Here is a 24778-nt window from a genome sequence, read left to right on the forward strand (position 1 = left end):
GGCAGGTGGCGCGCGACCGGGCAGGTCCCGTCTCACGGCCCCGTGAGGCCGCGGGACGCCTGCGCAGAGCCCGCTCGACCGGGGGGCCGGAACGAGAAAGGCCCCGGTCGCAGGGACCGGGGCCTTTCCGTCCGACGCCCGGGGGCGTCGTATGGCTCAGTAGTTGTAGGCGCGCTCGCCGTGATCGGCGATGTCGAGGCCCTCGCGCTCCTCGTCCTGGGTGACGCGCAGGCCGATGGTGAGATCGACGAGCTTGTACAGGATGGCGGAGCCGACACCCGACCAGACGATGGTGAAGCCGACGGCCTTGATCTGGCTCATCAGGGCGGCGCTGGTCTCGTAGGCGCCGACCGCGAGTTCACCAGGCTTGGAGGTGTAGTCGGGCAGGCCGACGCCGCCGAAGTCTGGGTTCACGAGCAGGCCCGTGGCGATGGCGCCCAGGATGCCGCCGATGCAGTGGACGCCGAATACGTCGAGGGAGTCGTCGTAGCCGAGGGCGTTCTTCACCGTGGAGCACATGATGAAGCAGACCGCGCCGGCGACGAGGCCGAGGATGATCGAGCCCATCGGGCCGGCGAAGCCGGCGGCCGGGGTGACGGCCACGAGGCCGGCGATGGCGCCCGACAGCATGCCGAGGAGGGACGGCTTGCCCTTCAGCATCCACTCCACGAACAGCCAGGAGAGGGCTGCGGCGGCGGTGGCCACGAAGGTGTTGAGCATGGCCATGGCGGCGGTGCCGTTGGACTCGAGGTTCGAGCCGGCGTTGAAGCCGAACCAACCCACCCAGAGGAGCGAGGCGCCGATCGCCGTCATGGTCAGGGAGTGCGGGGCGAGCAGGTCACGGCCGTAGCCGATGCGCTTGCCGAGCATGAGGCAGCCGACGAATCCCGCGATCCCGGCGTTGATGTGCACCACGGTGCCGCCGGCGAAGTCGAGGGCGCCCCACTTGAAGAGCAGGCCGGCATCGGCGTTCACCGCGTCGAGGGCCGCCTGGGCGGTCGCCTTCGAGGCGTCGTCGGTGGCGGCGGCCAGCGCCTTGGCGGCGTTGCCGACCGCGTCCGGGCCACCCCAGTACCAGACCATGTGCGCCATCGGGAAGTAGATCAGCGTGGTCCAGAGGATCATGAACACGACCAGGGCCGAGAACTTCATCCGCTCGGCGAAGGCGCCGACGATGAGGGCCGGGGTGATCATCGCGAACGTCATCTGGAAGCAGATGTAGACGTATTCGGGGATCACGACGCCGTTCGAGAAGGTGGCGACGGTGGAGTTCGCGTCGATGCCCTTCAGGAAGGCCTTGGACAGGCCGCCGACGAAGTCGTTGAGGCCGCCGCCGTTGGTGAAGGCAAGGCTGTAGCCGAAGATCACGAACAGCAGGCAGGAGATGCAGGCGATGGCGAAGACCTGCGTCAGGACGGAGAGCATGTTCTTGGTGCGAACGAGGCCGCCGTAGAACAGGGCGAGGCCGGGCACAACCATCAGCAGCACCAGGGCGCTGGAGATGAGCATCCAGGCGGTGTCGCCCTTGTTCGGGACGGGCGCGGCGCTCGCGGCGGCCGTCACGGCCTCCGCCGTGGGCGTCTGCGCAAGGGATGGCTCGATGAACAGGAGTGCCAGCGCGGCACCCCCCAGCCCGAGCGCCAGGGCATTGCGAAGCTTCATGGAAACGAGACTCCCGATCGCGGTGCGATGTTGATGTGAAGGGGACGTGTCAGGGGCGCCCGGACGCGATCGTCCGGACAGGCGGTCGCCTCAGAGGGCGTCGACGTCGGTCTCGCCGGTGCGGATGCGGACGGCCTTCTCGAGGGGCACGACGAAGATCTTGCCGTCGCCGATCTGGCCCGTGCGGGCGGCGGCCGCGATCGCGTCGATCACGCTCGCGACCAGATCGGAGGCCACGGCCACCTCGATCTTGAGCTTGGGCAGGAAGCTCACGGCGTACTCGGCGCCCCGGTAGATCTCGGTGTGGCCCTTCTGGCGTCCGTAGCCTTTCACCTCGGTCACGGTCAGGCCGTGGACGCCGATGCCGGTCAGAGCGTCGCGGACCTCCTCCAGCTTGAACGGCTTGATGATGGCCATCACGATTTTCATGGGCGACGCCCCCTTAAGCTACGAGTTGAGTTCGACGAGGTGAACCGAGTGGACAGACACATGCGCGCGTGGAGGCCACCGGCCGGCGCACGCAAGCGTCGCGACACGATCGGACCGGCCGGTGCGCCCGGGCCGCTTCCGACCCGTTCACCCGCACCCATATTCAAGGACTATGCCAACGGAACTTTTTTGCCGAACCCACATCTGCCCAAGAAGTATCCGGTCACTGACTCATGACGCGGCGTTTCGACGGCCAAGTTTGCCCGCAGATTAGGCACAGAGCCGACCAGGCAGGCAATTCGTGCACGGCGCAGGCGTTTTTCGCCGGTTGCGCCGAGCCTGTCAGGCCTCGGCGCGGCGCGGCCGGATCATGCCTTCCTGGGCCACGGACGCCACGAGGGTGCCGTCGCGCGTGAAGATCTGACCGCGTGCGAAGCCCCGGGCCCCGTCGGCGCTCGGGCTGTCCTGGGCGTAGAGCAGCCAGTCGTCGGCCCGGAACGGCCGGTGGAACCAGAGGGCGTGGTCGAGGCTCGCCGACTGGATCTCCGGGTCGAACACGGTCTGGCCGTGCGGGATCAGGGTGGCGTCGAGGAGCGTCATGTCAGAGGCGTAGGCGAGGACGGCGCGGTGGATCGCCGGATCGTCGGGCAGGCGGTCGACGGCGCGCATCCAGACGTGGAAGCGCGGCTCCCGCGGAGCCCGGCGCAGGTAGCGCTCGATCTCGACGGGCCGCAGCTCGATGGGCCGGCGCCGGCCGAAATAGGAGAGGATCGGCGCCGGGATCGCGAGCCCGCGCCGGGCGGCGTCGGCGGTGGCGGCAGGCGCCTCCGGCACCTTCTCCGGGGGAGCCACGTCCGGCATGGTCGCCTGATGGGTCGCGCCCGCCTCCGCGTCATGGAAGGAGACCGACATCGCGAAGATCGCCCGGCCGTGCTGGTGCGCGACGACGCGGCGGGTGGTGAAGCTGCGGCCGTCGCGGATGCGCTCCACCGCGTAGTCGATGGGGGCCTTCGGATCGCCGCCGAGGAGGAAGTAGGCGTGGAGCGAGTGCGGCGGCCGGGTCTCCGGCACCGTACGGGTCGCCGCCACCAGCGCCTGCGCCACGACCTGCCCGCCGAAGACCCGGAACCAGCCCGTCTGCAGGCTCTCGCCCCGGTAGAGATCCGGCTCCAGGCTCTTCAGGTCGAGGATGTCGAGGAGTTCGGTGACGATGCCGGTCATGCCGCTTCCCTGGTCGCCCGGCGATCTCCGGGCTGGGTGGGCGCCGCGGCGCCACGGGCGATCCTTCACATGTGAACCATTCCGATGGCAAGGATCGGATCGCGAGGATCGGATGGCACGGCTTCGGGCCAATTTCGGCGACCGGCCCCAGCGACGATGGCGCGGGCCCGATCCCTGACGCCGCGCGTTGCCCCCGGCGCCGGGGAATGGCACTCCCTCCCTGGCAGCGAGGGCGGCGGGGATCGGCATGGACGGATCGGAGAAGCGCGGAAACCGGCGCAGCGTGGTCATCGCCGGCGCCGGCATTCCCGGCCTGACGCTCGCCCTTGCGCTGGCCCAGGCCAACGGCCCGGCCTTGACGGTCACGGTCTGCGATCCCGCTCTGAGCGCCGGGGCGGCGCGCCATGCCGGGCGAGCCTACGCGGTGGCGGCCGGCGGCCGGCGCATGTTCGCGCGCCTCGGCATCTGGGATGCGGTGCAGGGGGCGGCGCAGCCGATCCACGACATGGTGGTGAGCGACAGCCGCCTGTCGGACCCGGTGCGCCCGGTCTTCCTCACCTTCGCGCAGGAGGCGGAGGCCGGCGCGCCCTTCGCCCATATGGTCGAGGCCGAGCCCCTCGTGGCCGCGTTGCTCGCGGCGGCCGAGGCGGCCGGGGTGCTCTTCGAACCCACCGGCCTTCTCGAGGCCACGCCCGCCGGCGGCACCACCCGCATCGCGCTTGCCGACGGACGCGTGCTGGAGGCTGCGCTCCTGGTCGCCGCGGACGGGGCGCGCTCGCGCCTGCGCGAGGCCGCGAAGATCGGCTGGGTCGGCTGGTCCTATCCGCAGATGGGGCTCGTCGCCACGATCGGGCACGAGCGCGACCATGCGGGCCGGGCCTACGAGCACTTCCTGCCCAGCGGCCCCTTCGCCATCCTGCCCCTGGTGGACGGGGGCGCCCTCGGGCACCGCTCGTCCATCGTGTGGACGGAGCGATCGGCCGACGTGCCGGCCCTGACGGGCGGCGGCCCCGACGAGACCCTGGCGGAGATCGAGCGCCGATTCGGCCTCAACCTCGGGCGCCTGGCGCTGGAGCGGGGCCCGAGCGCGCATCCCCTCGCCTTCGGCATGGCCCGCAGCTTCCGGGGCGAGCGCCTGGCGCTCCTGGGCGATGCCGCGCACGTCATCCACCCGATCGCCGGCCAGGGCCTGAACCTGGGCCTCGCCGGCGCGGCGGTCCTGGCGGAAGCGGTCACCGATGCGCTCCGCCTCGGTCTCGATCCGGGAAGCCCGGACGTGCTCAAGCGCTACGAGCGGGCGCGCCGCTTCGACACCGTCGCGATGGGGGCCGTGACGGACGGGCTCAACCGCCTCTTCTCCAACGACGTGATGCCGCTGCGCCTCGCCCGCGATGTCGGCCTCGGCCTCGTCGATCGGCTTCCCGGCTTGAAGCGGCTCTTCATCGGCGAGGCGGCCGCCGCGCGCGGACCGCAGCCCCGGCTGATGCGCGGCGAGGCGCTCTGAGACGCGAAACGGCGGCCCCTTCCGTCAGGAAGGGACCGCCGTGCTGCGAATTGCCGGTCTCCGAGGACGACGTGCCGGGGGCCGTTACTTGCCCTTGGCGGCCTTGCTGGCCTTCTCGCGCTCGATGCCCTCGAGGATCAGGCGGTGCGCCTCGTCCTTGCCGCCCCAGCGCTTGATCTTGACCCACTTGCCGGGCTCGAGATCCTTGTAGTGCTCGAAGAAGTGCTGGATCTGGTGGATCGTGATGTCGGGAAGGTCGGTGTAGTTCTCGATCCGATCGTAGCGCATGGTCAGGTGGCGCGACGGCACGGCGATGATCTTCTCGTCCTCCCCGGAATTGTCCTCCATCACGAGGACGCCGATCGGACGGGCGCTGATGATGGCGCCGGGGGCGATGGCGCGGGTGTTGGCCACCAGCACGTCGCAGGGATCGCCGTCGCCTGACAGGGTGTGCGGGATGAAGCCGTAATTGCCCGGGTAGTGCATCGCCGTATAGAGGAAGCGGTCGACCACCAGGGCGCCGGCCTCCTTGTCCATCTCGTACTTGATCGGGTCGCCACCGATCGGTACCTCGATGATGACGTTCACGTCGTCAGGCGGATTCTTGCCGATCGAGACCGCGTCGATGATCATATGTGTGCTCCCGCAAGCAGGGGCATTCCGGCCCCGTTGCCGGGTGTCTTAAGGCCCTTCCGCCGCGAAGGAAATCGTACCGTGCGGCGGGCGGCGACGTTTGCACGAAATTGTCGGGCGCGTTTCAGGGCCGGTCCGAGGGACCGAAGCGCCGGCGCCAGGCCGCGGCGAGGCGCTGGACCATGCGCTCGATCCAGCGGGCCGTGTGCTCCAGGGGAACCTTCAGGGCGGGCACGTCCTGGCTCAAGAGGGCGAGACCCAGGGGCAGCATCCACAGGCCGAGGATCGGCAGGATCGAGAAGATGCCGCCGAGGATGAAGAGGATCGCCGCCAGGAGACGGACCCAGATCCGCGACGGCTCGCGCAGCCAGTCCACGGCGCGGCGCATGCGGTCCGGCAGCTTCGCGCTGAGGTCCGTGACCCGCCTGTCCCAATCCGCCGCCGTCACGCTCATCCGTCGTCCCGCTCGCTCGCCCGAGGATCCGACTTGCCGAGCCGGACCGCAGGAGCGGCGCAGGCTTCGGCGAAGTCAGCTGAATCGGAAACCGACCTTGGGCAGAACCGTTCCGGCCATCCGGTCGACGGCCTGGCCGATCGCGATGCCGCCGAGCCCGGCATAGAAGGCGCAGGCCCGCTCGTTCCCTTCGAGCGCCCAGACCCCGACCCGGGTCAGGCCGTGGTCGGCCAGGTCGTTGGAAACCGCCCGGAACAGGCGGCGGCCGAGCCCGAGACCCTGGTAGGCCGGGCGGATGTAGAGCTCATCGATCTCGCCGGGTGCCTGCAGGATGCGGCCCCGCGCCGGTCCGTAGACCGCGTAGCCGACGATAGTGCTCGCCTGCTCGACCACCACGAGGGGTCGACTGCGCTGGGTGGCCCCGAGCCACCACTGCGAACTGCGCTGCGCGATCATCCGCTCCAGGGCGACCCCGGGGATGATCCCCCGGTAGGCCTCGCGCCAGGTCTCGTCGAACAGGTCCGCCAGGGGGTCGGCGTCGGCCGGACGGGCGCGGCGGATGCCGGTGGTGCTCGTTCGCATGACGGATCCCCGCGCTCGATGAAGACGATGGACGGTTCGCAATCGGTGTCGACCACCGCATCGGAGGCGACGATCCGGGCGAAGACAAGGCGACGGGGACCAACGCAAGGTCGATGCCGGTTGCTCCCCGCTCTCCACAGCGCGTTTGCCGCGGCCGCCGCGCACTGGTAGATCAGCCCCTCCCCGTCCCCGTCCCCGACAGAGCGGTCCCACCGTCCCCGTGTTCAACCGTTTCCTCTCGTACGAGACCCGCTACGCCCGGCGCATGGCGCGGATCGCGCGCTTCGAGCGCCCGATCGCCGGCCCGGTCTCGCGGGCCAAGGCCTGGGCGAACATGCTGCTGGTGGATCACGGGGTGTTCCGCCTCGCCTACCTGAATCGCCACCGGATCGGCGCGGGCAAGCTGTGGCGCTCCGCCCAACCGACGCCGCACCAGCTGGCCTGGTTCAAGCGCCAGGGGGTCCGCACCGTGATCTCCCTGCGCGGCGGGCGCGAGCACGGCTCCTGGCCGCTCCAGCGCGAGGCCTGCGAGCGGCAGGGCCTGACCCTGGTGGAGTTCGTGCTGCGCTCGCGGGAGGCGCCCTCGCGGGAGACCATCCTGGCCGCCAAGGCATTCTTCGACGGGGTCGCGTACCCGGCGATGATGCACTGCAAGTCGGGCGCGGACCGCGCCGGCCTCGCGGCGGCGCTCTACCTCATCCTGCACGAGGGCCTGCCGGTGTCGGAGGCCATGGGCCAGCTCTCGGCCCGCTACGGCCATTTCCGGTTCGCCAAGACCGGGATCCTCGACGCGTTCTTCGCGCTCTACCGCCGGGAGGGCGAGCCCAAGGGCCTGGATTTCCTGACCTGGGTCGAGACCGAATACGATCCCAAGGCGCTGAAGCGCTCGTTCCGCCCCGGCTTCTGGTCCGACCTCGTGGTGGACCGGATCATCAAGCGCGAATAGCCGGGCACGAAAAACCCGCCGCGGCCGGGCCGGGCGGGCTTTTCATGGACTGTTCCCCAGGGCGTGGACGCCCGGCGGGATCGCCTCAGGCGGCGAGGCGGATCGTCGACGGGGCGTTCTCGTTGCTGGCGATGAAGCGGCCGGAATTGGAAAGCGGGCCGTTGTTCGGCGTCAGGAGGTTCGCGGCCACGAAGACCAGCGAGACGTTGAGAGCGACGGCGGCGAGGACGAGAAGAGCGATCATCGGTGGTGTTCCAGGGCGATTGCGTTGCACCTGATATGGCACCGCACCATTTCCCTTGGTATACTGAATTCTACACACCACTCATGCCGTCGACGCAGGGCTGGGACCGCCCCTCCGTCTCAAGGACCGTCGCCCCGCGACGTCCGCATCGCTCGATCGTCCATCCTGCAGGGCTGACCGGATTCCCGTGCGAAGACGCTTGTCTCGGTCGCGATGGATTTCGCGACGCAGCATTCAGTTGAGCGACAGACTTTCGAGATCCGTTGCGAAGGATGAGAGGTAGCTCGGACTTTCGCCGGTGAGGATGATCAGCGTCAGGATCAAACCTACCGCCCCCAGATACACGACTGCAAAGAGATCCTGGTCGTCGCGACCGGCCAGGACGATGCCGGCGAACGGGAGCGTCTGGAGGGTGAGTGCCGCCGCAATGTTCATGGACAACCTCGGTTCCGGGACGGCCTCGACCTCGATCCGACCGTCGGTTCGATCCATCGCCCGATCGGCACGCATTCGGCCGATCGGACGTCGACGCCCGCCGCACGCGGGACGGCCCGCGCGTCAGGCGGCCTGGGCAGGCCGGGCCGCGACGGGAATCGGGACGGTCTCGTCGTTCAGGTAGCGCAGGCGCAGGGGCTTGAGCACGAACATCGCCAGGATCGCCGCCACGACGTTGAGGCCGATGATGATCGAAAACACCGCCGACCAGCCGTACTTGGCCGAGATCACGCTGGCGATCGGCACCAGGAACGCGGCGGAGCCCTTCGCGGTGTAGAGCAGGCCGGCATTCGTCGTGGCGAACTTCGAACCGAAGGTGTCGCCGCAGGTCGCCGGGAACAGCGAGTAGATCTCGCCGAAGACGCCGAAATACACCGCCGTGGCGAACACGAAGACCAGCGGATACGTGCCGTAGGTCAGGAGGGTGATGATCGCCAGGGCGGCGATCGAGAAGGCGATGAACATGGTGTTCTCGCGCCCGAGATTGTCGGAGACGAAGCCGAAGAACGGGCGTCCGAAGCCGTCAAAGATGCGGTCGAGGGAGATCGCGAAGGTGAGCGCTGCCATCTGCAGTCCAAACAGGCTGACGGGGACGTCCGCGACCTTGAAGTCGTGGGCGATCGGCGCGATCTGCGCGGCCGCCATCAGCCCGCCGGAGGCGACCATCACGAAGATCACGTACATCAGCCAGAAGACGGGGGTGCGCACCACCTCGCGCGGCGTGCGATCGACCTTGGCCTGCGGCAGGCGCAGGGTCTTGCGCTGGACCGGCACGGCCTGGGACGGCTTGCGCAGGAAGAACGAGAGGAGGACCACGATGGCCCCCTGACCCAGTCCGAAGAACAGGAACGCATCCTGGTAGCCGCCGGTGGCGATCATCTTGGCGATCGGGACCACCGTGACGGCCGCGCCCGCACCGAAGCCGGCCGCGGTGGCGCCGGCGGCGAGGCCGCGGCGATGCGGGAACCACTTCAGGGCGTTGCCGACGCACGTGCCGTAGACGGACCCGGCGCCGATGCCACCGATGACGGCCGCCGCATAGAGCAGAAAGAGGGAATCGGCGTGGGCATTCAGGAACCACGCCAGAGCGATCATGATGCCGCCGAAGCAGACCACGATGCGGGGGCCGTAGCGGTCGACGAACCAGGCTTCGACCGGCACCAGCCAGGTCTCGGTGGCCACGAAGATGGTGAACGCGAACTGGATCGCCGCCCGGCCCCAGTGAAACTTGGTGTCGATGGGGTCGACGAACAGAGTCCACCCGTACTGGAGGTTGGCGATCATCGCCATGCAGAGCACGCCGAAGGCGAGTTGCCACCATTTGGCAGACGGTGAGTCCTGACGTTCCATCCCGAATTCCTTCTCGATCGGATTGTTCGCCCCGATCCTGGCAGCATGCATCAAATTTCTTTGTATGCAATATACCAGGGAATAAAATGTCGGTTCGGACGTGTGACGGTGACTGGACCCCGCGCGGAGGCTGGCGCCGTGTATCATCGTGCCGGTTGTGGAAGGATGCCCATGGGTCGGCTGCCGCACACCGAACGCGCGGCCCAGGCCCGCGGAACGGCCACGAGGGCCATCCGCCGCGGCATGGCGGCGGCCGGCCCCGGTGCGATCCTGCCCTTGCCGAGGGAGCGACGGGGCGGAGCCCCTATTCCGCGGCGATGCGGCTCGCCTCACGGTAGGGATGCGCCGGGTAGGTCCCGATGATCCGCAATTCGCGCGAGAAGTATCCGAGTTCGGCCAGCGCCCGCGACAGGCCCGGCTCCTCCGGATGGCCATCCACCTCGGCGTAGAACTGGGTCGCGACGAACTGGCCGTCGACCATGTAGCTCTCGAGTTTCGACATGTTCACGCCGTTCGTCGCGAAGCCGCCCAGCGCCTTGTAGAGGGCCGCCGGAATGTTGCGGACCCGGAACACGAAGCTCGTGACCATCGGGCCGGCCTCGGGCGAGACCGGCTCGGGCTCGGGCGAGAACACGACGAAGCGGGTGGTGTTGTGGCTCTCGTCCTCGACGTCGTGCTCCAGGATGTCGAGGCCGTAGACCTCGGCCGCCAGCGCGGGGGCGAGAGCGCCGCGCGTGGGATCGCCCGCCTCCGCCACCTCGCGGGCGGCGCCTGCCGTGTCGCCGGCCACGATGGGGCGGACGCCGAGACGCCGGATGATCTTGCGGCACTGCCCGAGGGCGTGGACGTGGCTGTGCACCGTCCGAATCTGCGCCACGGACGTGCCGGGCAGGACCATCAGCTGGAAATGGATCGGCAGGAAGTGCTCGGCGACGATATGCAGGCCCGAGGTCGGGATCAGGTGGTGGATGTCCGCCACCCGGCCGGCGATCGAGTTCTCGATGGGTATCATCGCCCGCGTCGCGCGGCCCTCCTTCACGGCCGCGAAGGCGTCCTCGAAGGTGGGGCACGGCAGCGGGGTCCAGTCCGGATAGGCCTGGGCGCAGATGATGTGGGAGTTCGCGCCGGGCTCGCCCTGGTAGGAGACGATGTGCTGGGGCATGCGGGCTGGTCTTTCCGGGGCGCTTCAGTTCAGGCGGCGGGCCGACAGGATGGCGCGGGCGCGCGCAAGGTCGGCGGGGGTGTCGACACCCAGAGGCAGGTCGTCGACGACGATGGCGTCGATGCGCATCCCGGCCTCGAGGGCGCGGAGCTGCTCCAGCCTCTCGCGGGTCTCGAGCTCGCCGGGCGGCAGGGCCATGAAGCGGGCGAGCGCCTTCCGGCGATAGGCGTAGAGGCCGATGTGATGGTAGAGCGGCCCCTCCCCCCAGGGCGCCTCGGCGCGGGTGAAGTAGAGCGCGCGCAGGCGGCGGGTGCCCACCGTGTGGCCGACGAGCTTGACCACGTTGGGATCACGCCGCTCGGAATCCTCGGTGATGATGGCGCAGAGGGTGGCGATGTCGACGGAGCGGTCGGCCAGCGGCAGGATCGCCGCGCCGATGATGCCCGGGTCGATGGTCGGTAAGTCGCCCTGGACATTGACCACCACGTCGTGGTTGCCCTGCGGATCGATGATCTCCAGGGCCTCGGCCAGACGATCCGATCCGGAGGGATGGTCGGCCCGGGTCAGGACCGCGAGGCCGCCCACGGCCTCGATGGTCTCGACGATGTCGGGCGTGTCGGTGGCCACCACCACGGGGCCGATGCCGGCCTCCACGGCGCGGCGCCAGACATGCACGATCATCGGCTCTCCGGCGAGATCGGCCATCGGCTTGTTGGGCAGGCGGGTCGCGGCCATGCGCGCGGGAATGAGGACGATGGGATCGGACATCGGTCTGGGCCCTGCTCCGGCTGGGGCCGGTGCTTACCAGCGGCGCCTCGGGTTGTCATGCTGGCGATGTGGCGCCGGGCCGGGAAAGCCGCGTCGGGCGAGGCGGGAACCGGATGTGCCCGCCCGCGTCTGAAGAAGTGAGGGATGGCGGCGACACCTGCTCGTCTGCGACTACGCGAAGCGTGACTCGGCCATTGTCAAGGTCGGGCTTCAGCGGCTAAGCACCCTCGACCGTTTCCAAAGTCCGGCACAGGTACGCGCTGGACTTCGCCCTGAATTCTCCCCCTCAGGCCGGCCGCACCGGAGTTGTCGAGAATGGACTCTTTCGAGCTGAACAAGGTCGCGGGTGCCGCGCTCGGCGCGCTGCTGTTCGCCGTGGGGTCGGGCTTCGTCGCCGAGCTGATCTATCATCCCAAGCCCGCGGGCAATGCAGGCTATGCCCTGCCCGAGCCGCAGCCGAAGGCTGCCGGTGGCGCCGCGCCCGAGGCGAAGGCCGAGCCCCTGCCGATCCGTTTGGCCAGCGCCACCGTCGAGAAGGGCCAGGCCGCGGCCAAGAAGTGCGCCTCCTGCCACAGCTTCGAGAAGGGCGGCCCGAACAAGGTCGGCCCCCATCTCTGGGGCGTCGTCGACCGCCAGCGCGCCCACGAGCCCGGCTTCGAGTACTCGGCCGCGCTCAAGGAGAAGGGCGGCACCTGGACCTACGACGAACTCGACCATTTCCTGACCAACCCGAAGGGCTACGTCCCCGGGACCAAGATGGCCTTCGCGGGCATCACCTCGCCGACCGAGCGCGCCGACGTGATCCTTTACCTGCACAGCCTCGCCGATACCCCGGCGCCGCTGCCGGCCGTGGAGAAGAAGGCCGAGGGCGACAAGCCGGCCGAAGCCCAACCGGCCGCCGCAAAGACCGGGGATGCCAAGCCGGCCGAGGCCAAGCCCCATCCCGAGTCGAAGCCCGCGGCGGAAGTGCGGCGCGAGCAGGCGCCGAAACCTGCGGACGCCTCCAAGTCGACCGAGGACCAGAAGCCGGAGGTCGCCAACCCGGCGACGGCCGCCAAGCCCACCGTTGCGGGCGAAGAGGCGAACAAGCCGGCATCCGTGAAGCCCGCCGACGATACCCCGGTCGGGGCAGCCCCCGCCGCGCCGCCCGCTCCGGCCGCAACCGTGCCGGCCGAGAAGCCGGCCGGGCAGTAAGACGACTGTCTTCGCCGCGGACCGAGATGCTCTGAGCGAGATATCTGGAGAGTGACCAAGGCCGGGCCAGAGCCCGGCCTCTTCGTTCGAGGTAACCCTGCGTCAGCGGTCGAGGTCGAGGAATTCTTGCACGGCTTCTTCGAGGCGGCGCATGTAGGCGTCCTCCAGACGCCCGAAGATGCTCCCGACCTTCACGCCGGGACCGTGACGATCTTGTCGACCTGGATCTGGCAGGGTTCGCGAAGTCCGTTGGCTGGCCTCGGCTCAACGTCGATCCGGAGCATCGGCGCCCCCAGCACACGCGCGCTCGTCATCAGGCACAGCGTGAGGCTGTCCGTGTGGAGAAAGCTGTCCGCCTGGATGACCACGCACGGTCGCGGTTTGCTCGTATAGCTTCCCTTGGTGGCGAGGATCACGATCGCCTGCCGTCCGGTCACGGCCGAGCTTCCGCATCCCCGAGATCTTGTAGGTCGGCGATCAGAGCCTCCGTCTCATCCGCGTCGGGCGCGGCGGCGACCAGCCGGCTCTGCCGCTGCGCCTCCTTCCGGCGGCTCTCGTGCACGTAGGCTTGAACGAGGGCGCGCAGCGCCCCGGACGGGGTGGTGCTGTCCCGCCACGCCGCATCCGCGAAGGCCTGCTTCAAGCGCTCATCAAGCCGTACCTGCAAAACCGCGCTGTCCTGGGCCATGATGGCTCCTTCATGACGCTTCTGTCGTACATGGGAAGCATACCACCGGGCTTATGGCTTGAGGCGCCGCGCCGCGGTCGCTCGCTCGCAAATCGGGACGGGGCCGTGCGCGCACGCGCCGGCTTGGCGTTCGCGGCCGGTCCGTCCTAGAACACTCGCCTGCCGTCGCCGGTGCGGCGGCGGACCCGCGCACCCGGAATCCGGAGACCGCCTGCCCGTGATGCGAATTGCCCTGATCGGACGCCTCGTCGCCACCCTCGCCTTCCTGGCCTGTGGCCTGCCCGCCCGGGCCGCCCCCGATCCGGATCCCGCCGCGCCGAAGGGCGCCTGGATGCCCGCGATCACGCTGATGGGCGAACCGAAATACGGCCCCGACTTCAAGCATTTCGATTATGCCGACCCGAGCGCGCCGAAGGGCGGCCTCGTGCGGCTGGGGGCTCAGGGGGGCTTCGACAACTTCAACTACGTGGTCTCGGGTCTGAAGGGCGATCTCGAGGGCGGGATCGTCCAGATCTACGATACCCTGATGACGGAATCGGCCGACGAGCCGTTCACGTCCTACGGCCTCCTGGCCGACGGCGTGCGCCTCGCCGACGACCTGTCCGCCGTTTCCTACCGCCTGCGCGAAGGGGGCCGCTGGCATGACGGCCAGCCGATCACACCGGAGGACGTGGTCTGGTCCTTCGACGTCCTGAAGGCGAACAGCCCCTTCTATTCGGCCTATTACCAGACCGTGACCAAGGCCGTCGTCACCGGCCCGCGCGAGGTGACCTTCACCTTCTCGGAAGCCGGCAACCGCGAGCTGCCGCAGGTACTCGGCCAGCTGCGGGTGCTGCCCAAGCACTGGTGGACCGGTACCGACGCGCAGGGGCGGCCGCGCGATGTCACCCAGACCACCCTCGAGATCCCCCTGGGCTCGGGACCCTACCGCTTGGCGAAGTTCGAGGCCGGGCGCAGCGCCACCTACGAGCGGGTAGCCGATTACTGGGGCAAGGACCTGCCGGTGAATGTCGGCCGCAACAATTTCGGCACGATGCGCAACGAGTATTTTCGCGACGCGACGGTGCTGATCGAGGCGCTGAAGGGCGACCTGTTCGACTTCCGGGCCGAGAACGTGGCGCGCAACTGGGCCACCGCCTACGACACTTTCCCCGCCGTGAAGGAGGGCCGCCTGATCAAGGAGGAGTTCCCGGATCGCGGCAACGGCAACATGCAGGCCTTCGTGTTGAACACCCGCCGGGCGAAGTTCGCCGATCCGCGGGTGCGCCGAGCCTTCAATCTCGCAATGAACTTCGAGGAGATGAACCGGTCGCTGTTCTTCGGCCTCTACAAGCGGATCGACTCCTATTATTTCGGCTCGGAGCTGGCCTCGTCCGGCCTGCCCCAGGGAGACGAGCTGGCGATCCTTGACGGCGTGAAGGACAAGGTCCCTCCTTCCGTCTTCACCACGCCCTACACGAACCCCGTCAACGGCACGCCGGACGCGGTGCGCGCCAATCTGCGCGAGGCCGTCGGCCTCCTGAAGCAGGCCGGCTACGAGCTGCGAAACGGCCAGATGACCGACGTCAAGAGCGGCGAGCCGCTCACCGTCGAGTTCCTGGAATTCCAGAGCGTGTTCGAGCGGGTCGTGCTGCCCTACGCGGCGCAGTTGAAGCTCATCGGCATCAACAGCACCCTGCGGGTCATCGACCAGGCCCAGTACCAGAACCGCCTGCGCGCCTTCGATTTCGACATCACCACGAGTTCGTGGCCGGAATCCCTCTCCCCGGGCAACGAGCAGCGCGAGTACTGGGGTTCGGCCTCCGCCGACAAGGCCGGCTCGCGCAACCTCATCGGCATCAAGGACGCAGGCGTCGACGCCCTGGTGGAGAAGGTAATTTTCGCGAAGGATCGCCCGGCCGTGCTGGCGGCGACTCACGCCCTCGACCGGGTGCTGCTGGCCCACAACTTCGTCGTGCCGCAATGGGGCTCGAACGTCTCGCGCACCCTGCGCTGGAACCGCTTCGGGCACCCGGCGGTGCTTCCGAAATACGGCAGCTCGGGCTTCCCCGCGACCTGGTGGTACGACGAAGCCCTGGCGGCCAAGACCGGGGCCCCGCGTTGAGCGCCGGCCCGACCCGGCGTGCGGTCGTCGCAGGCGCCGGTGCCCTCGGGGCGACCCTGGTGCTGCCGCCCCCCGTCCGGGCGGCGGCCCGCACCAGCCACGGCCTGTCGAGCTTCGGCGACCTGAAATACCCGGCCGACTTCCCGAACTTCGACTACGTCAACCCGGACGCGCCGCGGGGGGGGCGCTTCTCGGCGCAGCTCGCCGCCACCCTGGGCAACCAGGCCTCCGACACCTTCAACACCCTGAACATCTACGTCCTGCGCGGCGACGGCGCCGCCGGCATGAACCTGACCTTCGACTCGCTGATGGTCCGCGCCCTCGACGAGCCGGACGCCCTCTACGGGCTCCTCGCCCGCTCGGTGGAGATTTCCGAGGATGGGCTGACCTACCGCTTCAGCTTGCGGCCGCAGGCCCGCTTCCACGATGGCGCGCGCCTCACCGCCCATGACGTGGCGGCGTCGATGCGCCTCCTGAAGGAGAAGGGCCACCCCGAGATCTCGCAGGTGATCCGCGACCTCGCCGAGGCCGTCGCCGAGGACGACGCCACGGTGACCCTGCGCTTCGCGCCCGGCCGCAGCCGCGATCTGCCCCTCTTCGTCGCCACCCTGCCGGTGTTCTCCGCCACCTACTACGCCAAGCGCGATTTCGAGGCCTCCTCCCTGGAGCCACCCCTGGGCTCGGGGCCCTACCAGGTGGGCCGCGTGGAGGCGGGCCGCTTCATCGAGCTGGAGCGGGTGAAGGATTACTGGGGCGCCGAGCTGCCGGTGAATGTGGGCCAGAATAATTTCGACGCCATCCGGTACGAGTATTTCCGCGATCGCCAGGTCGCGTTCGAGGCCTTCAAGGGCGGCGCCTTCACCTTCCGCGAGGAGTTCACCGCCCGGGTCTGGGCCACGGGCTACGACTTCCCCGCCGTGCAGGAGGGCCGCGTCCGCAAGGAGACGGTGCCCGATGCCCGTCCCTCGGGCACGCAGGGCTGGTGGATGAACACCCGCCGCGAGTCCTTTCGCGATCCCCGGGTACGCGAGGCGATCGGCCTGTGCTTCGACTTCAAGTGGTCGAACGCCAACCTGATGTACGGCGCCTATCTCCGCACGGCCTCCTATTTCGAGAACTCGGACTTGAAGGCCACCGGCCGCCCGGCGCCGGAGGAACTGTCCCTCCTCGACCCGATGCGGGGCGACCTGCCGGCGGAGGTCTTCGGCGAGGCCTGGAGCCCGCCGAATTCAGACGGTTCGGGCCAGGACCGCGCCCTGCTCAGCCGCGCCGTGGCCCTGCTGCGGGAAGCCGGCTGCACCCGCGACGGCGGCGTGATCCGCTTGGCTTCAGGCAAGCCGCTGGAAATCGAGTTCCTCGACAACGACCCGGTGTTCCAGCCGGTGACGCAGCCCTTCATCCGCAACCTCGGCCTGATCGGCATCCGCGCCAGCATCCGGCTGGTCGATCCGTCGCAGTACCAGGCTCGGGTCAAGGATTTCGACTTCGACCTCACCGCCCGCCGCTTCGCCAGCGGGCTCACGCCGGGGCCCGAACTCCGAGAGGCCTACGGGTCGCGCGCCGCCGGCACGCCCGGCTCGAGCAACCTGGCGGGCATCGCGAACCCTGCCATCGACGCCCTGATCGAGCGGGTGACGGAGGCGACCTCTCGCACCGACATGATCCACGCCGCGCGCGCCCTCGACCGGGTGCTGCGGGCCGGCCGCTACTGGGTACCCATGTGGTACAAGGCCGATCACCGGCTGGCCCTCTGGGACGTCTACGGCCGCCCGGCCAAGGGGCCGACCTACGATCTCGGCGCGCCGAGCGTCTGGTGGTACGATGCCGCCAAGGCCCGGCGCATCGGCCGAACCTGAGGGACACCCGTGCTCGGCTACATTCTGCGCCGCATCGCGCTCATGGTCCCGACCATCTTCGGGATCATGCTCATCACCTTCGTCATCGTGCAGTTCGCCCCCGGCGGCCCGGTGGAGCGGGTGCTGGCCCAGCTCCAGGGCCAGAACGAGGGAAGCCTGTCGCGGGTGACCGGCGGGGCCGGCGACCTCGGCGGCGCCGCCCGCAGCGGCGGCGGAGGCGAGGCGAATGCCCGCTACCGCGGCGCGCAGGGGCTCGATCCGGCCTTCATCAAAAAGCTCGAGCAGCAATTCGGCTTCGACAAGCCGGCGCCCGAACGCTTCGCCAAGATGATCTGGGATTACGTCCGGTTCGATTTCGGCAACAGCTATTTCCGCGACGTATCGGTGCTGCAGCTGATCCGCGAGCGCCTGCCGGTGTCGATCTCGCTGGGCCTCTGGATGACCCTGATCTCCTACGCGATCTCGATTCCGCTGGGCATCCGCAAGGCGGTGCACGACGGTTCGCGCTTCGACCTCTGGACCTCGACCGTGGTCATCATCGGCTACGCGATCCCGAGCTTCCTGTTCGGCATCGCGCTGATCATTCTGTTCGCGGGCGGGTCCTTCGTGCAGATCTTCCCGATCCGGGGCCTGACCAGCGAGAACTTCGAATCCCTGAGCCTTTGGGGCAAGGTGGTCGACTACGCCTGGCACATGACGCTGCCCCTGGCGGCCCTGGTGCTCGGCGCCTTCGCGACCTCGACCCTGCTGACCAAGAACTCGTTCCTCGACGAAATCCGCAAGCAGTACGTGCTCACGGCCCGGATGAAGGGCCTGTCCGAGCGGCGGGTGCTGTACGGGCACGTCTTCCGCAACGCCATGCTGATCGTCATCGCGGGCTTTCCGGCGGCCTTCATCTCGGCCTTCTTCACGGGCTCGCTGCTGATCGAGACGATCTTTTCCCTCGACGGGCTCGGGCTCCTGTCCTTCACCTCGATCGTCGGGCGCGACTATCCGGTAGTGTTCGCGACCCTGTACATCTTCTCCCTGCTCGGGCTGGCGGTGAACCTGCTCTCCGACCTGATCTACACCTGGATCGATCCGCGCATCGATTTCTCGGCTCGGGCGACGTGACCACCCTCCCCCTCGTCATCCGGCACGAGCACGCGGGCGACGCCGAGTCGATCGAACGGCTCCATGCCCGCGCGTTCGGTCCGGGCCGCTTCGCCCGCACGGCCTACCGCCTGCGCGAGGGGACCGCACCGGTCGCCGAGCTCTGCTTCACCGCCCTGGTGGCGACCTACCTCGTCGGCTCGGTGCGGGTGGGTCCGGCCGAGGCGGGCGATCCGCTCCTCGTGCTCGGGCCGCTCACCGTCGATCCCAGCTTCGAGGGGCGCGGTATCGGCGCCGCCCTGATGACGGCCTGCCTCGACGCGGCGACCTCCGCCGGCCACGGCCTCGTCATCCTGATCGGCGACGCGCCCTACTACCGGCGCTTCGGCTTCGCGCCGATCCCGTCCGGGCGTCTCATTCCGCCCTCCCCCGTCGACCCGGCCCGCTTCCTCTGGCGCGAACTGCGCGCGGGCGCGGCCGTAACGGTCTCGGGGAACGTCACCGCCCTCCGCCGGCGTTGACTCCGCCGAGGGCGCCGACCCGGCGCCGGCAGGGACGGAAACGATGGACGCGACGGCAATCCGGCACGACACGATCACGGCGAACGGCGTCGCCCTCCACGTGGCGCGGCTCGGGCACGGCCGCCCGCTGGTGCTGCTGCACGGCTGGCCGGAATTCTGGCTGACCTGGGAGCCGGTGATGCGGCGCCTCGCTGGCCGCTTCGAGCTCATCGCACCGGATCTGCGCGGCTTCGGCGCCAGCGAGAAGCCGGATGCGCTGCCGTCCGCCAAGGCCGGCGCGGAGGTGCACGCCGACGATGTCGTGGCGCTGCTCGATGCCCTCGGCCTCGACCGCGTCGGCGTCGTCGGCCACGATGTCGGGGCCTACGTGGGGCAGGCCCTCGGCCGGGCGGCCCCGCAACGCCTCACGGGGCTCTTCACCTTCAATTGCCCCTATCCGGGCATCGGCCCGCGCCTCGCCGCACCTGAAATGCTCGCCGAAATCTGGTATCAATCCTACCACGTGAAGCCGTTCGCGGCGGCGCAGGTCGGGGCCTCGCGCGAGGGCTGCCGGCTCTATATCGGTCACTTCCTGCACCACTGGGCCGGCGGGAACCCGGCCGCGTTCGACGATGTGCTCGACGCCTTCACCGACAACTTCCTCGCCCCCGGCAACCTTCAGGGCGGATTCAACTGGTACGTCAGTTCACAGGCCGGCCGCTTGGCGATGATTCGTGGCGAGGCGCCCGTGCTGCCCCCGATCGCCGTGCCGACCTGCGTCCGCTGGGGCGTTTCCGACCCGCTCTTCCCCTACGCCTGGACGGATCGCCTCGGCGAGACATTCTCGGACCTCGACCTCGCGCCGATGCCCGGCGTGGGCCACTTCCCTCACCGGGAGGACCCCGACCGGGCTGCGGCCGAGATCGCGCGATTCTTCGAGCGGCTGCCGGCGTGACGCATCACACGGCCCGTCCGCGCCGGCCCTCCACCAGCCACATCGCCAACACGGCACCGGCCAGGGCAACGAGCGCCCAGAGGCCGAGGGCGAGGGGATAGACCTCGACGCCGCGGATGTTGGCACTGTCGCTGGGGCGGAAACCGATCCAGTCGGCCCCGCCGAGACGGCCGCTGCGGACGGACTGCAGGCGTGGCACCACCGTGCCTCCGGCGGCGTCCGCGATTCGGCGGATCGAGCCGCCGGTGCCTTCGGCGAGCGCCTTCAGGCGCTCGGTGTCGCTGAAGACGTCGGCGAGTTCACGCGGGTTCGGCGGACCGACGCTGACGAAGGCGACGAGGCTGCCGGACCGCAGGGTGTGGAGGCCGAGCTCGGTCGCCTCGAAGGTCGTCGAGAACAGGCCCGGCTCACCCTGGGTCAGCGTCAGGGTGCGCTGGCGACCGGTCGGACCCGTTACGGAGACGGGCTCGGCCGTGTCGGCCATGGTCTGGCGCTCCACGCGGACCTCGCGCCCGTGCCCCGTGGTCTGGGCCCGCAGGGCCTCCTCCTCCAGGGCCGGCTCCTTCATCAGCCAGTGACCGAGCCGCCGCAGCAGATCCAGATAGGGCCCGCCCTCCTGGTATCCGCGCGCCCACAGCCAGGCATGGTCCGAGGTGAGCAGGGCGACCCGGCCCTTCTCCTCGCGCGACAGGGCCAGCAGCGGCAGGGCGTTCGGACCCTGCAGGATGGGCTGGATGCCGGGCCTCACCTGCGTCGAGACGATGCGGAGCCAGTCCCCCCAGGCCGGCGGCGAGGCCTCCGAGCCCGGCAGGGCGCGGGTCACCGGATGGCGGTTGCCGATGTTCGTGAGGGCCGCCTTATACGGCTGCTCGAGCACCCGCCCGTTCGGCTCGCCGGGCAGGATCGCGGCCAGCCGCGTACGCGACAGGCTGGAGGGCGAGGCGAATTCGGGTCCGGCCGCGATCAGCAGGGCGCCGCCCTCGCGAACGTAGCGGACGATGTTGTCGAAATACGCCGAGGGCAGCACGCTCTGGTTCGCGTAGCGGTCGAAGATGATGAGGTCGAAATCCTTGATCTTCTGAACGAACAATTCGCGCGTCGGGAAGGCGATCAACGAGAGCTCGGAGATCGGCGTCCCGTCCTGCTTCTCCGGCGGGCGCAGGATGGTGAAGTGGACGAGGTCGACGTTGGCGTCGGACTTCAGAAGGTTGCGCCAGGTGCGCTCGCCCTGATGCGGCTCGCCGGACACGAGGAGCACCCGCAGCTTTTCGCGGATGCCCTCGATCGGCAGGACCGCGCGGTTGTTGATCGTGGTGAGCTCGCCGGGAAGCGGCTCGACCTCGATCTCCACGACGTTCGGGCCGCCATGCTCGATCCGCATGGTCAGGGAAAAAGGCTGGCCGGTGGGGAAGGTCCGGCGACCGACCTCCTCGCCGTCGCGGCGGACGGTCACGGTGGCGCTGCCGGTTCCGCCCCGCTCCATCACCTCGGCCCGGATGGTGAGGTCGCGCCCGACGATGCCGAAACGCGGCGCCTCGATCAGCTTGATCTGCCGGTCGCGCTCGTCCGGATGGCCGGTGACGAGGACGTGGAGCGGCCCCTTGAGGCCCAAGGCCGCCGCCGAGGCCGGGATGTCGTGGACCACGCCGTCGGTGAGCATGACGACGCCCGCCAGGCGCTCGGCCGGCACGTCGGCCAGCGCCTGCGACAGGGCGGTGAACAGCCGGGTGCCCTCGTCGCCCTCCTTGGCGTCGGGCACGTCGATGAAGCGCGGCTCGATGTTGGTCAGGGCCCCGAAGCGACGCTGCAACTCGGCGCGGACCGCATCGGTCATCGCCGGCCGGTCGCCGAGGGCCTGCGAGCCCGAGCGGTCGACCACGATGGCGGCGATGTCCTTCACCGGTTCGCGATCCTCGCGCACCAGGGACGGGTTGGCGATCGCGAGAAGCACCAGGGCCAGGGCGAGCGCCCGCAGGATCGCGGTGCGGCCCCGGGCCAGGAAGACCAGCACGGCGAAGACCACGACGAGCACGCCGAAGGCGATCAGCACCGGCCAGGGCACCAGGGGGCTGAAGCTGAGGCTCAGCATGGGCGGATGGCCTCCGGTGAAAGGGTCATCACTGGCCCAGGCGCTCCAGCAGCGCCGGGACGTGGACCTGGTCGGCCTTGTAGTTGCCGGTGAGGGTGTAGATCACGAAATTGATGCCGCCGCGGAAGGCCATCTCGCGCTGGCGCTGGTCGCCGCCGACGATGGGATAGAGCGGCTCGCCGCGCTTGCCCACCGCCCAGGCGGCCGCGAGATCGTTGCTCGTGATCACGATCGGCGAGACGCCGTCGCCGGCCCGCGCGGGCCGGCGCTCGGAGCCTTCGCCCGCCGGCGGCAGGGTCTCGACCCAGGTCTGGCCGGTGGCGTAGCGGCCCGGAAAGGTGTCGACGAGGTAGAAGGCCTTGGTCAGGACGTGGTCGGGCGGCACGGGCTCGAGTTCGGGGACCTCCAGGGTCGCCAGCATTGTGCGGAGATACGCTCCTTCCAGCGTCGGCGGGCCGCCCGGCCGCGCGGTGAGCGCGTCGCGGGTGTCGAAGATCACCGTGCCGCCATTGCGCATGAAGGCATCGATGCGCCGGATCGCGGTCTCGCTCGGCTGCGGCCGCCCGGCGACGATGGGCCAGTAGATCAGCGGGTAGAAGGCGAGCTCGTCCTTGGCGGGATCGATCCCGATCGGGTCGCCGGGCTCCAGGGCGGTGCGGCTCGCCAGCATCTGCGTCAGGCCCGTAAGTCCGGCCCGGCTCGCGGTGTCCGCCGCCTCATCTCCGGTGATCACGTAGGCGAGCCGGGTGGCCAGGGCCGAGTCGAAGGTGCCCGCGCGCACCGGCGGGGTCGGCTGGGCCTGAACCGGCACGGGCGTGCCGATCAGCGCGCCGAGCGCCAGGCCGGCGACGAGGAGCGCGGCCGGGCGCGAGACGAAGCCCCGTCCGCGCCGCAGGAAGCCGCCGAGCCAGAGGCCCGCGAGGGTGTCGAGGATGAGGAGCATCAGGGCCAGGGTGAAGAGAGTGGCGCGCAGGTCGAGGGTCTCGGCACCGGCGAGCGAGCCGAGGCGGGCGCCGGAGAGGGCCGCGAAATCAAGGGGCTTCAACCGATCCGCCGCCGCGAGGGCGTTGACCGCGATGCCGCCGTCGGCCGGGCCGTAGAAGCCCGGCGGGTGTTCCAGCGTCGCGCGGTCGGTATGATCGGCGGAGACCGCGGTGGCGCCGGCCGGCGGCGCCCCGAGTGCGCCGAACCCGTCGAGGGTGAGGCGCGGCGCCAGCACGGCGGTCGCCCGCGCGGCGGCATCGCCCTCCGGCAGGGCCTTGGCCCCCGCGAGATTCACCACCCGGCGCAGCATGTCGATGAACAGGCCCGACAGGGGCAGGTTCGACCAGGTGGTATCGGCGGTGACGTGGAAGAGCACGACGAGGCCCTGGCCACGTTTCTGCGCCGTGACGATGGGCGTGCCGTCCTGGAGCGAGGCCCAGGTCCGACCCGGCAGGTCGCCATCGGGCTCGGCCAGGATCTGCCGGCGCACGCCGATATCGGCGGGTGGGCTCAGACCGGCGAATGGACTCTCGGGCGCGAAGGGCGCCAGGGTCTTGGGGCTGTCCCACGAGAGGGTGCCGCCGAGGGTGCGGCCGCCGCGGCGCAGGCGCACCGGCACCAGGGGGTCGTTGCCGGCGGCGAGGCGCGGTCCGGCGAAGCGCAGGAGGAGGCCGCCCGCGTCGACGAACTGCTCGACACGGGCCAGGGTCGGACCGTCGAGGGCGCCGACATCGGCGAGGACGAGGACCGAGACCTGGTTGTCGAGGAGCTGCCCGATGGATTCCGCGATGCCCTTGGCACCCCGGGGCTCCTGCACGTCGGCGTAGGGACCGAGCGCGCGCGACAGGTAGTAGGTCGGCGCCAGCAGCGGCTGGGCCTGGTCGCTGGTTCCGCCGAAGACGAGGCCGACGCGGCGGCGCTTGCCGCGCTCGTCCACCAGGGTGACGGCGCCGGCCGAGCGCTCGGCCGCGACCTCGATCCGGCTGATGCTGTTGCGCAGCTCCACCGGCAGGTCGAACCCGACCTCGGCCTCGGTGGCGTTCGCCCCGAAGGTGAAGGCGTGCTCGGCCAGGGGCAGGCCCTTCTGGTCGACGGCGCGCACGAGGCCGGTGTCGCGGCCGTTCGGGGCCGCCCGCAGGACATGCGCGGTGAGCTGCCCGCTGACTTCTGCGGCCGAGAGCGCGAGCGCCGGCGGCTGATCGGCCTTCAGGATGGTGAGGGATGCCCCGGTCCGGCCGACGAGGTCCGCGACGCTCTTGGCGAAAGTGTCCTCGCCCGGTCCCGCGACGCCGTCGCTGATCCAGAGGATCGCCGTGCTCGGGCTGCGCTCGAGGAAAGCAGTGAGCGATGCCAGGTGCGCGCCGCGATCGGCCAGATGCGGACGCGGTGCAATGGCACGCAGGCGCTCCAGGGCCGCGGACGGGACCTTGGCTTCCAGGGCCGCCACCGGCTCGGCCAGGGCCGTCACCGCCACCGGGCGGCCGTCGCGGGCCGCGCTCTCGATCGCGTCCGTGGCCACCCGCAGGCGGTCGCGCCAATCGTGGGCGGCGGTGAAGCCGTTGTCGAGGACGACGAGGAGCGGCGTGCGCCCCGCGGCGGCGCCCGTGCCGGAGGGGTTCCAGACAGGGCCGGACACCGCCAGGATCAGGCAGGCGGCGGCGAGGATGCGCAGGATCAGCAGCCAGGGCGGCGTCCGGGCCGGCGTCTCGCGCTTGCCCAGCAGGTCGGCCATGATCCGCAGGGGCGGGAAATCGATGCGGCGCGGGCGCGGCGGGGTCACCCGCAACAGGAACCAGAGGGCCGGCAGGGCGACGAGGGCGGCAAGCGCCAGGGGCGCGGCGAAGGTAATGGGCAGTCCAAGCATGC

Annotated in this window: 23 protein-coding genes; 8 read left to right on the forward strand and 15 right to left on the reverse strand. The window is 70.0% G+C overall.

Going from position 1 to position 24778, the window contains the following annotated elements; translation table 11 throughout:
• Positions 1-156 precede the first annotated feature (156 nt).
• From ASG63_RS04520 to tesB, 3 genes are all read right to left on the reverse strand, one after another.
• The gene (locus ASG63_RS04520; protein ID WP_056212514.1) at positions 157-1662 is read right to left on the reverse strand and encodes an ammonium transporter; all 1506 of its coding nucleotides are present in this window, start codon (positions 1660-1662) and stop codon (positions 157-159) included.
• A gap of 90 nt (positions 1663-1752) precedes the next feature.
• A complete protein-coding gene (locus ASG63_RS04525; protein ID WP_055948310.1) occupies positions 1753-2091 on the reverse strand; it encodes a P-II family nitrogen regulator in 339 nt (112 codons plus the stop codon).
• A 342-nt stretch (positions 2092-2433) separates the two neighbouring features.
• Positions 2434-3312: an acyl-CoA thioesterase II gene (gene tesB / locus ASG63_RS04530; protein ID WP_056212516.1), complete on the reverse strand. Its 879-nt coding sequence runs from the start codon at positions 3310-3312 to the stop codon at positions 2434-2436.
• Positions 3313-3559: 247 nt separating this feature from the next.
• Between tesB and ASG63_RS04535 the strand changes: the two genes are divergently transcribed.
• Positions 3560-4816: an FAD-dependent monooxygenase gene (locus ASG63_RS04535; protein ID WP_056212518.1), complete on the forward strand. Its 1257-nt coding sequence runs from the start codon at positions 3560-3562 to the stop codon at positions 4814-4816.
• Positions 4817-4900: 84 nt separating this feature from the next.
• Here ASG63_RS04535 and ppa read toward each other — a convergent pair whose 3' ends face one another.
• The 3 genes from ppa to ASG63_RS04550 all read right to left on the reverse strand — a co-directional run bounded on the left by ppa (position 4901) and on the right by ASG63_RS04550 (position 6485).
• Positions 4901-5449 carry an inorganic diphosphatase gene (gene ppa, locus ASG63_RS04540; protein ID WP_056212520.1) on the reverse strand — a complete coding sequence of 183 codons (549 nt, stop codon included), beginning with the start codon at positions 5447-5449 and terminating at the stop codon, positions 4901-4903.
• A 124-nt stretch (positions 5450-5573) separates the two neighbouring features.
• Positions 5574-5903: a hypothetical protein gene (locus tag ASG63_RS04545; protein WP_056212522.1), complete on the reverse strand. Its 330-nt coding sequence runs from the start codon at positions 5901-5903 to the stop codon at positions 5574-5576.
• A 75-nt stretch (positions 5904-5978) separates the two neighbouring features.
• A complete protein-coding gene (locus ASG63_RS04550; RefSeq protein WP_056212524.1) occupies positions 5979-6485 on the reverse strand; it encodes a GNAT family N-acetyltransferase in 507 nt (168 codons plus the stop codon).
• Between the two features lie 220 nt (positions 6486-6705).
• Between ASG63_RS04550 and ASG63_RS04555 the strand changes: the two genes are divergently transcribed.
• Positions 6706-7431 carry a fused DSP-PTPase phosphatase/NAD kinase-like protein gene (locus tag ASG63_RS04555; protein ID WP_056212525.1) on the forward strand — a complete coding sequence of 242 codons (726 nt, stop codon included), beginning with the start codon at positions 6706-6708 and terminating at the stop codon, positions 7429-7431.
• An 85-nt stretch (positions 7432-7516) separates the two neighbouring features.
• On the opposite strand, the gene ASG63_RS24985 is transcribed toward ASG63_RS04555, so the two are convergent.
• The 5 genes from ASG63_RS24985 to ASG63_RS04575 all read right to left on the reverse strand — a co-directional run bounded on the left by ASG63_RS24985 (position 7517) and on the right by ASG63_RS04575 (position 11450).
• Entirely contained in the window at positions 7517-7675 is a 159-nt protein-coding gene (locus tag ASG63_RS24985) for a hypothetical protein (RefSeq protein WP_156389716.1), read from the reverse strand.
• Positions 7676-7909: 234 nt separating this feature from the next.
• Positions 7910-8185 carry a hypothetical protein gene (locus ASG63_RS04560; RefSeq protein WP_244479814.1) on the reverse strand — a complete coding sequence of 92 codons (276 nt, stop codon included), beginning with the start codon at positions 8183-8185 and terminating at the stop codon, positions 7910-7912.
• Positions 8186-8233: 48 nt separating this feature from the next.
• Positions 8234-9520: an oxalate/formate MFS antiporter gene (oxlT, locus tag ASG63_RS04565; protein WP_056212697.1), complete on the reverse strand. Its 1287-nt coding sequence runs from the start codon at positions 9518-9520 to the stop codon at positions 8234-8236.
• A gap of 304 nt (positions 9521-9824) precedes the next feature.
• Positions 9825-10682: a prephenate dehydratase gene (locus ASG63_RS04570; protein WP_056212528.1), complete on the reverse strand. Its 858-nt coding sequence runs from the start codon at positions 10680-10682 to the stop codon at positions 9825-9827.
• Positions 10683-10706: 24 nt separating this feature from the next.
• Positions 10707-11450, reverse strand: coding sequence for a 3-deoxy-manno-octulosonate cytidylyltransferase (locus ASG63_RS04575; RefSeq protein WP_056212529.1), 744 nt, complete (start codon positions 11448-11450; stop codon positions 10707-10709).
• Between the two features lie 315 nt (positions 11451-11765).
• On the opposite strand from ASG63_RS04575, the gene ASG63_RS23965 reads away from it, so the two are divergent.
• Entirely contained in the window at positions 11766-12644 is an 879-nt protein-coding gene (locus ASG63_RS23965; RefSeq protein WP_082559175.1) for a c-type cytochrome, read from the forward strand.
• A gap of 191 nt (positions 12645-12835) precedes the next feature.
• Here the strand turns inward: ASG63_RS23965 and ASG63_RS04585 are convergent, their stop codons facing one another.
• Both ASG63_RS04585 and ASG63_RS04590 read right to left on the reverse strand, forming a co-directional pair.
• A complete protein-coding gene (locus ASG63_RS04585; RefSeq protein WP_056212531.1) occupies positions 12836-13081 on the reverse strand; it encodes a type II toxin-antitoxin system PemK/MazF family toxin in 246 nt (81 codons plus the stop codon).
• On the reverse strand, positions 13078-13332 hold the full coding sequence (locus tag ASG63_RS04590) for a hypothetical protein (protein WP_056212533.1): 255 nt from the start codon (positions 13330-13332) through the stop codon (positions 13078-13080). Before ASG63_RS04590 ends, ASG63_RS04585 begins: the two co-directional genes overlap by 4 nt.
• A 220-nt stretch (positions 13333-13552) precedes the next feature.
• On the opposite strand from ASG63_RS04590, the gene ASG63_RS04595 reads away from it, so the two are divergent.
• From ASG63_RS04595 to ASG63_RS04615, 5 genes are read left to right on the forward strand one after another with little or no spacing between them, the layout of a single operon-like run.
• Positions 13553-15436: an extracellular solute-binding protein gene (locus tag ASG63_RS04595; RefSeq protein ID WP_056212535.1), complete on the forward strand. Its 1884-nt coding sequence runs from the start codon at positions 13553-13555 to the stop codon at positions 15434-15436.
• On the forward strand, positions 15433-17292 hold the full coding sequence (locus ASG63_RS04600) for an extracellular solute-binding protein (RefSeq protein WP_056212537.1): 1860 nt from the start codon (positions 15433-15435) through the stop codon (positions 17290-17292). The genes ASG63_RS04595 and ASG63_RS04600 overlap by 4 nt, the downstream gene beginning before the upstream one ends.
• A gap of 9 nt (positions 17293-17301) precedes the next feature.
• Complete coding sequence (locus ASG63_RS04605) at positions 17302-18405, forward strand: microcin C ABC transporter permease YejB (RefSeq protein WP_056212538.1); 1104 nt, start codon at positions 17302-17304, stop codon at positions 18403-18405.
• On the forward strand, positions 18402-18905 hold the full coding sequence (locus tag ASG63_RS04610; RefSeq protein WP_056212540.1) for a GNAT family N-acetyltransferase: 504 nt from the start codon (positions 18402-18404) through the stop codon (positions 18903-18905). The genes ASG63_RS04605 and ASG63_RS04610 overlap by 4 nt, the downstream gene beginning before the upstream one ends.
• Before the next feature lie 43 nt (positions 18906-18948).
• Complete coding sequence (locus ASG63_RS04615; protein WP_056212542.1) at positions 18949-19839, forward strand: alpha/beta fold hydrolase; 891 nt, start codon at positions 18949-18951, stop codon at positions 19837-19839.
• Between the two features lie 4 nt (positions 19840-19843).
• Here the strand turns inward: ASG63_RS04615 and ASG63_RS04620 are convergent, their stop codons facing one another.
• Entirely contained in the window at positions 19844-21928 is a 2085-nt protein-coding gene (locus ASG63_RS04620; protein WP_056212544.1) for a hypothetical protein, read from the reverse strand.
• 28 nt (positions 21929-21956) lie between these two features.
• Positions 21957-24776: a DUF4159 domain-containing protein gene (locus ASG63_RS04625; protein ID WP_056212546.1), complete on the reverse strand. Its 2820-nt coding sequence runs from the start codon at positions 24774-24776 to the stop codon at positions 21957-21959.
• Between the last annotated feature and the right edge of the window lie 2 nt (positions 24777-24778).

It is taken from the genome of Methylobacterium sp. Leaf94 (assembly GCF_001426045.1).
Lineage (GTDB): Bacteria > Pseudomonadota > Alphaproteobacteria > Rhizobiales > Beijerinckiaceae > Methylobacterium.

Excerpts from the sequence above, each read along its gene's own strand:
- ASG63_RS04520 (WP_056212514.1), bottom strand. The coding sequence starts at position 1,662 with ATGAAGCTTCGCAATGCCCTGGCGCTCGGGCTGGGGGGTGCCGCGCTG.
- ASG63_RS04525 (WP_055948310.1), bottom strand. The coding sequence starts at position 2,091 with ATGAAAATCGTGATGGCCATCATCAAGCCGTTCAAGCTGGAGGAGGTC.
- tesB (WP_056212516.1), bottom strand. The coding sequence starts at position 3,312 with ATGACCGGCATCGTCACCGAACTCCTCGACATCCTCGACCTGAAGAGC.
- ASG63_RS04535 (WP_056212518.1), top strand. The coding sequence starts at position 3,560 with ATGGACGGATCGGAGAAGCGCGGAAACCGGCGCAGCGTGGTCATCGCC.
- ppa (WP_056212520.1), bottom strand. The coding sequence starts at position 5,449 with ATGATCATCGACGCGGTCTCGATCGGCAAGAATCCGCCTGACGACGTG.
- ASG63_RS04545 (WP_056212522.1), bottom strand. The coding sequence starts at position 5,903 with ATGAGCGTGACGGCGGCGGATTGGGACAGGCGGGTCACGGACCTCAGC.
- ASG63_RS04550 (WP_056212524.1), bottom strand. The coding sequence starts at position 6,485 with ATGCGAACGAGCACCACCGGCATCCGCCGCGCCCGTCCGGCCGACGCC.
- ASG63_RS24985 (WP_156389716.1), bottom strand. The coding sequence starts at position 7,675 with ATGATCGCTCTTCTCGTCCTCGCCGCCGTCGCTCTCAACGTCTCGCTG.
- ASG63_RS04560 (WP_244479814.1), bottom strand. The coding sequence starts at position 8,185 with ATGCGTGCCGATCGGGCGATGGATCGAACCGACGGTCGGATCGAGGTC.
- oxlT (WP_056212697.1), bottom strand. The coding sequence starts at position 9,520 with ATGGAACGTCAGGACTCACCGTCTGCCAAATGGTGGCAACTCGCCTTC.
- ASG63_RS04570 (WP_056212528.1), bottom strand. The coding sequence starts at position 10,682 with ATGCCCCAGCACATCGTCTCCTACCAGGGCGAGCCCGGCGCGAACTCC.
- ASG63_RS04575 (WP_056212529.1), bottom strand. The coding sequence starts at position 11,450 with ATGTCCGATCCCATCGTCCTCATTCCCGCGCGCATGGCCGCGACCCGC.
- ASG63_RS23965 (WP_082559175.1), top strand. The coding sequence starts at position 11,766 with ATGGACTCTTTCGAGCTGAACAAGGTCGCGGGTGCCGCGCTCGGCGCG.
- ASG63_RS04590 (WP_056212533.1), bottom strand. The coding sequence starts at position 13,332 with ATGGCCCAGGACAGCGCGGTTTTGCAGGTACGGCTTGATGAGCGCTTG.
- ASG63_RS04595 (WP_056212535.1), top strand. The coding sequence starts at position 13,553 with ATGCGAATTGCCCTGATCGGACGCCTCGTCGCCACCCTCGCCTTCCTG.
- ASG63_RS04615 (WP_056212542.1), top strand. The coding sequence starts at position 18,949 with ATGGACGCGACGGCAATCCGGCACGACACGATCACGGCGAACGGCGTC.
- ASG63_RS04620 (WP_056212544.1), bottom strand. The coding sequence starts at position 21,928 with ATGCTGAGCCTCAGCTTCAGCCCCCTGGTGCCCTGGCCGGTGCTGATC.
- ASG63_RS04625 (WP_056212546.1), bottom strand. The coding sequence starts at position 24,776 with ATGCTTGGACTGCCCATTACCTTCGCCGCGCCCCTGGCGCTTGCCGCC.